The sequence below is a fragment of the Allocoleopsis sp. genome (assembly GCF_036703385.1).
In the GTDB taxonomy this organism is placed as follows: domain Bacteria; phylum Cyanobacteriota; class Cyanobacteriia; order Cyanobacteriales; family Coleofasciculaceae; genus Allocoleopsis.
In genome coordinates this window covers 1-8,915 of the sequence record NZ_DATNPA010000020.1, presented here as the reverse complement: position 1 = coordinate 8,915, position 8,915 = coordinate 1, and the positions used below count along the sequence as shown (strand labels likewise).

The 8,915-nt window shown below is 47.5% G+C and carries 10 protein-coding genes; 3 read left to right on the top strand and 7 right to left on the bottom strand.

Annotated elements, in window-relative coordinates; all coding sequences use genetic code 11:
• Window positions 1–219: 219 nt before the first annotated feature.
• Both V6C93_RS01010 and V6C93_RS01005 read right to left on the bottom strand, forming a co-directional pair.
• Window positions 220–378 (bottom strand): hypothetical protein, encoded by a 159-nt coding sequence (locus V6C93_RS01010; protein WP_333474775.1) that lies wholly within the window; start codon window positions 376–378, stop codon window positions 220–222.
• A 14-nt stretch (window positions 379–392) separates the two neighbouring features.
• Complete coding sequence (locus tag V6C93_RS01005; RefSeq protein WP_333474774.1) at window positions 393–554, bottom strand: hypothetical protein; 162 nt, start codon at window positions 552–554, stop codon at window positions 393–395.
• A gap of 543 nt (window positions 555–1,097) precedes the next feature.
• Between V6C93_RS01005 and V6C93_RS01000 the strand changes: the two genes are divergently transcribed.
• The gene (locus V6C93_RS01000) at window positions 1,098–2,960 is read left to right on the top strand and encodes a M48 family metalloprotease (RefSeq protein WP_333474773.1); all 1,863 of its coding nucleotides are present in this window, start codon (window positions 1,098–1,100) and stop codon (window positions 2,958–2,960) included.
• A gap of 5 nt (window positions 2,961–2,965) precedes the next feature.
• Here V6C93_RS01000 and V6C93_RS00995 read toward each other — a convergent pair whose 3' ends face one another.
• Window positions 2,966–3,178, bottom strand: coding sequence for a hypothetical protein (locus V6C93_RS00995; protein WP_333474772.1), 213 nt, complete (start codon window positions 3,176–3,178; stop codon window positions 2,966–2,968).
• A 360-nt stretch (window positions 3,179–3,538) separates the two neighbouring features.
• Here V6C93_RS00995 and V6C93_RS00990 point away from each other — a divergent pair, with 360 nt between their 5' ends.
• Window positions 3,539–3,802, top strand: a complete 264-nt coding sequence (locus tag V6C93_RS00990; RefSeq protein WP_333474771.1) for a metal-sensitive transcriptional regulator — start codon at window positions 3,539–3,541, stop codon at window positions 3,800–3,802.
• 94 nt (window positions 3,803–3,896) lie between these two features.
• On the opposite strand, the gene V6C93_RS38690 is transcribed toward V6C93_RS00990, so the two are convergent.
• From V6C93_RS38690 to V6C93_RS00980, 3 genes are all read right to left on the bottom strand, one after another.
• Window positions 3,897–4,043, bottom strand: a complete 147-nt coding sequence (locus V6C93_RS38690) for a zinc ribbon domain-containing protein (RefSeq protein WP_414644107.1) — start codon at window positions 4,041–4,043, stop codon at window positions 3,897–3,899.
• Window positions 4,044–4,553: 510 nt separating this feature from the next.
• Window positions 4,554–6,557, bottom strand: a complete 2,004-nt coding sequence (locus V6C93_RS00985) for a choice-of-anchor Q domain-containing protein (RefSeq protein WP_333474770.1) — start codon at window positions 6,555–6,557, stop codon at window positions 4,554–4,556.
• 492 nt (window positions 6,558–7,049) lie between these two features.
• Window positions 7,050–7,406 carry a DUF4347 domain-containing protein gene (locus tag V6C93_RS00980; protein ID WP_333474769.1) on the bottom strand — a complete coding sequence of 119 codons (357 nt, stop codon included), beginning with the start codon at window positions 7,404–7,406 and terminating at the stop codon, window positions 7,050–7,052.
• Window positions 7,407–7,831: 425 nt separating this feature from the next.
• On the opposite strand from V6C93_RS00980, the gene V6C93_RS00975 reads away from it, so the two are divergent.
• Entirely contained in the window at window positions 7,832–8,491 is a 660-nt protein-coding gene (locus V6C93_RS00975; RefSeq protein WP_333474768.1) for a class I SAM-dependent methyltransferase, read from the top strand.
• A 51-nt stretch (window positions 8,492–8,542) separates the two neighbouring features.
• On the opposite strand, the gene V6C93_RS00970 is transcribed toward V6C93_RS00975, so the two are convergent.
• A partial coding sequence (locus V6C93_RS00970; protein ID WP_333474767.1) for a hypothetical protein occupies window positions 8,543–8,915 on the bottom strand: 373 nt, incomplete at its 5' end.

Sequence of the window (8,915 nt, the reverse complement as noted above, 5' to 3'; positions counted from 1 at the left end):
AAAATTATTGATTAACACGTTAGAAACATTTCCTAATGATACGGCTCTCTTAAGTACTCTGATGCCAAAATAATCTGAATAGCACCTCTAAAGAAGTTAGTATTCAGGAATTAACTCAATCAACACTCACCTGGGTGCCTGAAGAAAACATAGGCTAGGCGTGGCTTAGGTCGTATTAACCTAAGCCATTGAGAGTTACCAATGACATAAAGGTAGAGTTCATCGCTGCTCCATAGTAATAGGAACTTCCTGCGGAACTACGGCTGTTTTATCAGTAGGTCTATCTGCTCTAGGGCTAAAGATAACAGCTCCTGTAGCAAATATAGCTCCAGCGATCACCCAACCTACTAAATTTAAAAATGTATCTGATTTTTTCACCGTTTTTTACCTAATTATTTGTTGAATTGTAAAGAAGCTACATCTGTATTAGGCGATGCTGCATACAACTGACGTGCCATGTAGCCTAAAGGGAAGCCAACCGCTAAGCCTGTAACCAAAGTGCCGATCAGAATAGAACTAACATTCGTTGTGGAACTATCTCGCTTTTTCAACACTAAAGGTGCCCTCTCTAAACATTGATTATACTTTTAGTAAACCAAAAAAGAACAAGGATTACTTCCCTCTACGTACTTATGTCATTGGTACCATGAGAGCCGACAGTAGAAACGCGGTGCTGTTACTTTTGAGTGAGCTGTAGATAAAAATAACGATTAGGGAATAGGGAATAGGGAATAGAGAGCGGAAATGGATAATGGGTAGAACAGTATCTCCATACCCGGTTTCCAGTCCTCAGCCTTTAAGTCACACTTAAAGGCTGAGCTTGGTATTACATGACCATTCCGCCGTGTTGGCTTTAAGTCCAATGATGGAAAACCGGATGAAGCCCCATATTTCATCCAGCCGCACCGGATGGCTGGAAGTCCAGACTCTCCCTTGTTTTCAAGACTTTTCGATAAATTTTGAGAAAGCTGCGCTACATATACATAATTATTGAAAAGACCTGATTGGAGCTACTCTCTACTACCGCTAAACCTGTACAAGATAGTGGCTCAATTCCTGAATCAAATAATCTCTGAGTAATTCCCAAAAATCCTATTATGAAAATCCTCTGGAATACTCTGCTAATCTCATTAGGTCTCTTGCTACCGACCTCATCCTCAATTGTTTTATCGCAGTCTATCAAAACGGCTAAGTTCGATACTCCAACCCTAAGGACTTCAGAATTTCGCCCTATCTCAAATTCAGCTACAACCGTTGTTAATGGGGATTTACCGGAAGCCAGTTCAGCCTTTGAGGTAATCCCTCCAACACTGAACGAGACAATTGAGGAACCGATCGCGATCGCATCAGCGGATACAGTGATTGCAGAAGAAGCATCGCCTCCCCAAGCTCCACCAACTATTGTGGTGCCTGTGATTCCAGCAACAACACAGGAAACTCCTAGCCAAACAGAAGTTCCTGAAAAGCCGCCAACCCCCACAGCACCCACTCCTCAAAACTCACCGAGTGACTCAGAAAAACCCGATCAAACAGAGGGTGCTGACAAGAAACCCAGTTCTTCCGACTCTACCGACGCCAAAGAACCAGAACTCAGTCCAGAAGAACTTGCACGGCAGCAGAAGCTGATTCAAGCTGATCAACTATTTATGAGTGGACAGTTTGCCGCTGCTCAACAGCTGTATCGTGAAGCTAAAAAGCCGTTTGAGACAGAGGCTCAATCCGAGGTAAAAGCACAACCCGAACCGATTTACGACGCCGCTCAACTTCCAGCCGCCGGTTCGGTATATTGGCGCATGTCTGGAGAGGGTTTAGAACAAAAGCTGGAAACAAAGATTTTTGTACCGCTGGAGTCTTTAGTTGAGCAGTTCCCTGAATTTATCCCCGGTCATTTACGGTACGCTCAGGCACTGAAAGACTATAACCAGCCGGAAAAAGCGTTACAAGTTTTAGAGCGAGCCAGTACCCTGTATCCCAAGGAACCGGAGTTACTCAAAGTAACCATTGCAGCAATGGGTGAACAGAAAAAGTGGCTGGAGGCATCCCTCGCAGCGAGACAATTTGCTTTGCTTTACCCCGATCATCCTCAGAGTAGCGAGTTTGCTAAATTGGCGGATGACGCTCTAGAACACTATCGCAATCAGGTGCGTCAGAAGGTACGAGGAAATGCGATCGCTAATGCTATCACGGGTGCACTTGGCTTTGTTCTGACCGGTAATTTGTTTGGCCCATTTACAGCCATTGATTCCACTGTCATGCTGCTGCGAGGAGAATCAGCCGTTGGCGGCTCTATCGCCAATCACGTTAAGCGGCAAGTGCCAGTGATGGAAGATGAAGCCGTACTTAACTATGTGCGTGAAGTCGGAAATAAAGTCGCACAAGTAGCAGGACGCAATGATTTTGAATACGAGTTTTATGTAATCATGGATGACCGCCTCAATGCCTTTGCACTACCAGGAGGTAAGGTATTTGTCAATGCAGGTGCCATCTTGAAAACCCGATCTGAAGCCGAATTAGCCGGATTACTCGCCCATGAGTTATCCCATGCTGTCTTATCTCACGGCTTCCAGTTGGCGACCCAAGGCAACTTGATTGCTAATGTTACCCAATATATCCCTTTGGGGGGTACAGCGGCCGATCTGATCGTTCTCAACTACAGTCGGGATATGGAACGTCAGGCGGATGCGTTGGGGACTCGGATTCTTGCGTCGAGCGGCTATGCTGCCGATGGACTACACAACCTGATGATAACGCTCGATAAAGAGGAACGCGATCGCCCAATCTTTGCATGGCTCTCCACCCACCCCAACACAGGGGAGCGAATTCGTAATATCGAAACGCTGATTCAGCGCAATGGCTACAACCGCTATACCTATGAAGGGGTATCGCGACACATCGAAATTCAAAAGCGAGTGGCGCAACTGCTCAAGGAGTACAAAGAGCGTGAGAAGAAGGAAAAATAAGCTAGTCAGCTTCCCGCTTCTCCCAAAATTGTTTGCAGGATGGAGTTGACTTCGTTGAGGGTTGGCAGTTCCACTCTAAACTTCCACAGGAATGGACAAACTCTCTGTTCTGTAAGCGCCGCCTCTTCCCAAACGGTGAGTTGCCATCCTTGTTCGGTAGCAGTAAGGGTATAGTCGAGGCCGATAGGTAAGTGAAAAGTAGGTGCATTGGCTATCACTTGTGTTAACTCCTGATTGAGGTATTTTGCGGACTATTGCCCTTCGGCAGCAGCGAAGCTGATCGCACATGAGAGCAAGATAGTAGACGCACCCGATATTGGCCTGTTTCACCTTTTCGGTGAGCAGTGAACAGTGACCAATGACCAGTGAACAAAAAGACATATATCCACTGCTATTGCTACTTATGCACTCTCTCGTGGCAAGACTAAGGTGGTAGGTACCCTGTTGGGGTTCAATCTGCACAATGGAACCTGGTCACTGTTCACTGTTCGAGGGGCATAGCTGCTCCACTCCCCTGAGAATCTGTCCTGATAAGTTGGGTAGAATATGGGTATCCATATCCCCTAGGGGGGTATATTATGTCTGAAACTCAAACTCAGGAGCTGCTTAGTCGTCTTGCCAAAATTGAAGGGCACATTCGAGCTATCAGTCAGATGGTTGAAACAGGCCGCTCTTGCCCAGAAGTGCTTTTGCAGATTGCAGCCGTTCGCAGTGCACTCAACAAAGTAGCAAAGATGCTGCTCAAGGAATATGCTCAACAAAATCTAGTAGATGCGGCTCAGGGCGGTAATCTGGAGGAGGAAATCGCTCATTTGCGATCGGCTCTAGACTCTGTCATTTGACACTCTCCGCAAATCGAGCGACGGAGATTCTTTAATCAACGTCGAAGCTTGCCCTAGCAGAATTGCTTCAACTAGCGTAGAGGCTTCGACTCAATCAAGCGTTACTTCGGGAATGCCTTTCTCTAGATTTTGCCCTAAGCAACATGTTTATTGCCGCATTGATATCCGCGTGGATACTTAAACCACAACTACAGCGATGAACACGTTCTTCCAGTTCTTTGGGAACTTTCTTGTTGCACAAACAGCACTCTTGTACTTGTGGGGTGGAACGGCAACAGCAACTTTTCCGAACTTTTTAGCTTAGATCGCAAGAAGCCCCGCGCCGTCGCCCGTTGCGGTCGGCGTGGGGATGACTGCGCTTTCTGTTGGTCAGGAAGCCTACGCTAGATCTCTTGCGTAAATCTTGGAATGCCCCCTAAATCCCCCAATTCTGGGGGACTTTGAAGCTCCTGCTCCCCCCAATTTGGGGGGGCAAAAATTGAATGAGAGCAAGAGGTCTGCTGTACTCGTTCGGCGAAGCCGTTCCCGAAGGGTAGAGTCAGCGTAGGTAGTTCACTTGGACAAAGTCCGCCTAAACGTACTTAAAGTGGAATGGCACTGACTTAAGAACTCTCATACCTCACCCATCAACCCTTGCGGAGGGGGTCTGGGGGAAGCGCTGCGTCCCCCAGTGGGGGGTTTGGGGGGAGACCCCCCAATCCGGGTTTTTCCAAAGAATGATCGCTTTTCCCTTAATTCAGTGCCATTCTACTTAAAGTGAGCTATCGGTGAGATTCACTACGTCCGGAGAGCCCCCTTGGACAATGCCAATTAACTGTGCCTTCGTCTGATCTGCTGTAGGAGAAAGACCCGTGTCTGTCGCTAATGCCCCAGGCTGATAGGAACTTGCTGAGCCATGTGGCACAATTGTGTCTTCCAGGTTGTTAAAGTCAGCAACAACCGCGTAGTCAGTCTGACCTGGGTCAGAGATGACGCCGTCATTAGGGAATGCCGTGGTGGCATTCCCAACCAGGAGTGGGTCGGCATCCGTGCTACCGACGAGGGGAGCCATCTCACCACTTCCTGCATTAGTGGCTGCATTAACACCTGTGAGAGAATCATTCCCCTCCAAACCTAAATCTCCTTGAGTAACATTGCCCGTACCGCCAAGGAGAGAATTGTTTCCAGCTTGACCAACCCCGAAGTCATTCCCTACAGTCAAGGTGGCGTTAGTCGGGAGAGTACCTCCAAACTCAAAGGCTCCAACATCTATCAGTCCGTCGCTACGGGATGCTCCTAGCTGATCGGTGGTCAAACCAGCGATCGCAACCCCAGTATTAATCGCGGCACTTCCTGCAAACAGGGGATGGACTAGGCGACCGTTAATTTCTTGCAAGGGACCGAGTTTGGGGTCGGCAATGGTGATAGAAGCCGTAGCATTAAAGTCGTTCGAGTCATTGGTCGATTTGGGAGGAAATTGGATATTACCCCCACCATCGGTGAGTAAACGGCTCGTTTGTTGCTGAATCCCCCAATTATTGTTTCCATTAGCTGCCGTGTTGTTGGCAAAAATCGTATTTTGAACCGTGACGGGTGAATCATTCGCGGCTATTCCACCGCCAACCCATCCGGCAGAATTATTGGCAATGGTCGTGTTGATGATGTTCGTGGGACCGTAGAGTGCCATCGCTCCACCGTTACCGCTATAGTCGGTAGCCGTTGCCTGGTTGCCAGAGAAGGTACTGTTAGTAATGGTGGTGGGTGCGTCCATCATCCACAAACCACCCCCCTGATTGGCGGCTATATTATTGGCAAACGAGGTGTTGCGGATGGTAAAGCCCTGGTTGGCTCCATTGCTCATTTGCACCACCGCACCCCCATTTCCACTATTTCCCCCTGGGAGCGCCAGAACTTCGTTATTTTTGAACGTGCTGGAGTCGAGTAGAACGCTGTCTTGGTTACCGCTGTAAAGATAAGCGGCTCCCCCTTCACCCCGACCTTTGTTACCCTCAAAGATGCTATTGGTAATGCTAATCGTGCCAGTTGGGTTGTTGATATTAGAACCGCGATCGCTGTAAACAGCACCACCATACCCCCTTAAGGTTGGGTTGGCTTGGCCTGTAGCAACAGTAGCGGCTATTGTGCTGTTGTTGATGAACGAAGAGCTGTCGATAATCAATTCACCAGCAAGGTTGTTGATCGCTCCACCGTTAATGCCTGTGTTGTTGGTGAATTCGCTGCCAGTGACAGTGGTGCGTATTCCTCCCCAAGTTGCGATCGCACCTGCACCTCGCTCGTCGTTACCTGCTGTAGCCGTGTTGCTGTCAAACTTACTACCACTCACCGTAACGGTTCCTTCATACGCCCCAAAAATGGCTCCTCCACCAAGGCTCGCTACATTATTCTTAAATTGGCTGTTTTCGACCGTCAATTGGCCCTGGTGTTCTGTCCGTATCGCTCCGCCGAATTCGTTGGTGAAACCATTAGCAAGGGTCAGGTTTTTGATCGTCAAGCTTGTTGGGTTGACGGATGCTGATTGCAGGTGAAAGATGCGGCTTGCGTTGTTGCCGCTGATGGTTAAACCGGAAGCACCTGCACCATCAATTATCAGGTTTTTGCCAACGGGAATTTCCAGTTGACCTGATGTGAGGATAATGGTTTGATTGGCGAGGGTCGAGGCGAATTGAATGGTGTCTCCTGATTGAGCTTGCGCGATCGCCGCTCTGAGAGAACCCGTCCCATTATCTGCAACAGAAGTAACGGTAATAATGCTCATGGTGAATCTTTTCCTTGGGTAAATGAATTGGGTAGAGCCCCTCTCCTTGACGCAATTGGAAAAACCTAAATCTCACACAAGAGGGAAGTGAAGCCTCTGTTCCCCGTTGCTAGCTGGGGTCTAAACATAGGTAAAGGAGCGATCGGTGAGATTAAACTGGTGATTGCAAAAACCCTCTGAAAATGCCAATTAGCTCATTGGTTATCTGAGTCGTTGCATACATAGAGACCCGAGCCTGTGGCTAAAACATCCCAAGCTGATTGGAGCTTACTTTCATGGCAAAAGCACGATGCGGTCTTCTATCTAGCTAGTTAAATTCAGTATGTTGGCGTAGTCAGCGTGGCCTGATGAGGATGAGACACCTCATCTAAGAAACCTAAGTGGCGTTCCCTCTCTTATGGGTCAGCACTGAATACGGCAGGCAGTGGTTGTATTAGCCGCAACATCACAACCGTAGAGCAGATACTCGGCATGGGGAGTTAAGGCTAGAGCTCACGATTGCATAGATGCAGCGTAGCTGGTTTTTAGGGTTTGTTGCTTGAGTTGGGTTGATTCCAGTGGCAAGCTTCCGGCTTGTCCGTGTGAAACGATGTGGATATTGGAAACGTTTGTGTGTTGGGTAAGCGCTTCAGCAATTGACGCGACCTCATCTTTTATTGCGTCGAAGAACATCACCTCAACTCCCGGTGCTACGCTCTCGTTGAGCTTATCTGCATTCGCTACTTGGGAGTCGATGAACATTAGGCTTTGGCAAGAATTTTTACCATTGACTAGCAAGTGTCCGTGAATGACCATAACTTGGGAGTCGATAAACACTAGGCTTTTACTCAAAGCCGTTGAGTTGTGCATGGTAAATCTTTATGACTAGGGGTTTTATGTAGAAATACGCTCACGATGGCAAGCATTTCTACATAGCCTTGAAACACCAGCGTTTAGAATCTTTGAATGTGTAGTAGACGCTCATTTATCCGCTGGTTTACCCTGAACAAGAAGTTGTTTTACTGTCTCAATTAGGAGGTGAAAACAACTCTTTTATCTTGTTAGATAAGGTTTAAATACTTAACCTATCTTATGAAGATATGTTTCTATTCTTCACCGTATTTTTAACTAAATGCTCTATCTATGGGAGTAGATTGACAAACACTTCATCAAAACTTTAAATTCTGGCTGTAGCTTAAGAAAAAATCAATACTCTACTAAAAATTACCCTGGCATAAGGTTCAAATTTGAAGGTGAAATTGAGATAATTGCTGGCAGATTGGAGGAAATGAGCAATGCAGCGAGTCACTGAACCGGAAGTCATGGATAGCCCACAAGAGGCGATCGAGTATGATGCGATGGACTTTTTGGATGTTAATACTGCCTTCGCCGAACTTGCCCTTGAACTTGGCCCACCACAGGGACTCATTCTCGATGCCGGGACGGGGACAGCTCGAATTCCCATTCTCATGTGCCAACGGCGTCCCCAGTGGCGGATTATTGGTATCGACTTAGCCCAATCGATGCTGGATGTTGGGCAAAAGAATCTTGAGCAGTCCGGTTTACAACAGCAAATTCAACTGGAATTGGTAGACGCGAAGCAACTCCCTTATCCGGATGAACACTTTGATATGGTCGTTTCAAATAGCCTCATCCACCATCTGCCAAACCCATTACCCTTTTTGCTCGAACTCAAGCGAGTCCTCAAGTCGAAGGGAGCAATTCTCCTGCGGGATTTACTTCGACCCGATTCTCAACAAAGTCTAGATGCCATAGTTGAGCGGGTTGTGGCTGATTGTAACGCTCATCAAACCCAATTATTCCGTGATTCTCTTCATGCGGCTTTCACTCTGGATGAAGTGAATGAACTGATGCAACAGGCGGGTTTAGAAGGCGTTAGAGTATATCAATCTTCTGATCGACATTGGACAGGAGAGAGAAGCATTCAACCTTAAAGGGGTGTACGAGCCGAATTGGGTATTAAGACTAGGAGTACTCCCCATTTCCTATTCCCGACTCCCTTTAACATTAGCCGCCTGTGCCCTCTCGATACAGCCCCCTAGCTGTTCGCTGAGAACCTGCACATGGGGTTTCCTAAGCATTGTTAGGTGATTACCAGGAACCCAATGAACTTCCACGTTGTTTCCAGTGAGATTACTCCAGCCTAGTGTTGAGTCTTGATGAGTAATACTAGAGCGATCGCCTGTTCTTAACAGCGTAATTGTGTTTGGGTAAACTGTTGGCACATAGTTCAGAGTGGCTTGGCTGCTAGCTTTGTAAACACGAAGCATTGGGCGAATATTGAGTTCGTTGATTATCCGCCGCCTAGATTCCTCAGGGATGAAGTTTGCGATGACTACTTCTCCCAATAGGGAGTGC